Source organism: Streptomyces himastatinicus ATCC 53653 (assembly GCF_000158915.1).
GTDB classification, from domain to species: domain Bacteria; phylum Actinomycetota; class Actinomycetes; order Streptomycetales; family Streptomycetaceae; genus Streptomyces; species Streptomyces himastatinicus.
Genome location: NZ_GG657754.1, coordinates 10,737,620 through 10,738,504, shown reverse-complemented (window position 1 = coordinate 10,738,504; position 885 = coordinate 10,737,620). Strand labels below are relative to the sequence as shown.

Genomic DNA, 885 nt, shown 5'->3' with positions numbered 1-885 from the left:
GAGGAGATGGCGTACTGCGCACCGCGCGGGCGCGGCGCGCCGGCCGCGAGCGGCAGTGCGCACACCGGCGCCGGGTCCCGCAGCAGGTCCCCGGGCGCCAACCCGTCGCCGATGCCCTCCGCACCGGCGCCGCGGAACCGCCACACCGCGGTACGAGGGCAGCCGACGCAGCCCCGAGGCGAGGCATGCGGCGTACGGCAGCAGCAGTTTGTCGCCGTGGCGGAGCGCGCGGGCCAACTCGTCGTGGCTCAACGCGCCTTCGGAGGTGTGCAGATACAGATGCAGCGCGATCAGATCCGCGCGCGCCGCCTCCTGCTCCTGCCCGCGCAGTGCGGGCAACCGGGTGAGCATACGGCCCACGGCGGTCCCGTGCCGGTCCCACACCCTCTCCGCGAGCGCCCGGAACGCGGTGCGTTCGGCCTCGGTGCTGACGTGTCCGGGCTGAAACGGCACCGGTGGCAACGGAGCCGCCACCCGCCGCACCGGTGGCGGGACCGGTTCCGGTTCCGGTTCCGGTTCCGGTTCCGGTTCCGGCTCCGGGTCCCGCTCCGGCTCCGGGTCGGACTCGGCGAGCTCGGGCTCGGCGGGCTGTTGGGGTTCGGCCGGTTCTACGGTCTCCTCGGGCTCGGTGGCGGGCTCCGTCTCCGTGGGCTCGGGCCGCTTCTCGTCCGGGTCCCCCGAGCCCGAGGACACGCTCATCATCGGCGGCCGCGCCGGAGGGGGCGGCGGCACGTAGACGGCCTCCTCCGCCCCGGCCCTCTCAGCGGGTTCCGGCTGCGTGTGGGTCGTCGTGGGCGCGGCGGACCGCGGGGGTTCACCGCGGGGCGGCGTACCGGGCGTCACGTGCCGTTCCTCGGCGGCCGGGGACGTATGGGCCTCGGCGTC

At 76.0% G+C, this 885-nt stretch carries 1 pseudogene; it reads right to left on the bottom strand.

The features are described from left to right. Positions 1-732, bottom strand: a pseudogene (locus SSOG_RS54565) (hypothetical protein); the annotation flags it as partial. Positions 733-885 lie beyond the last annotated feature (153 nt).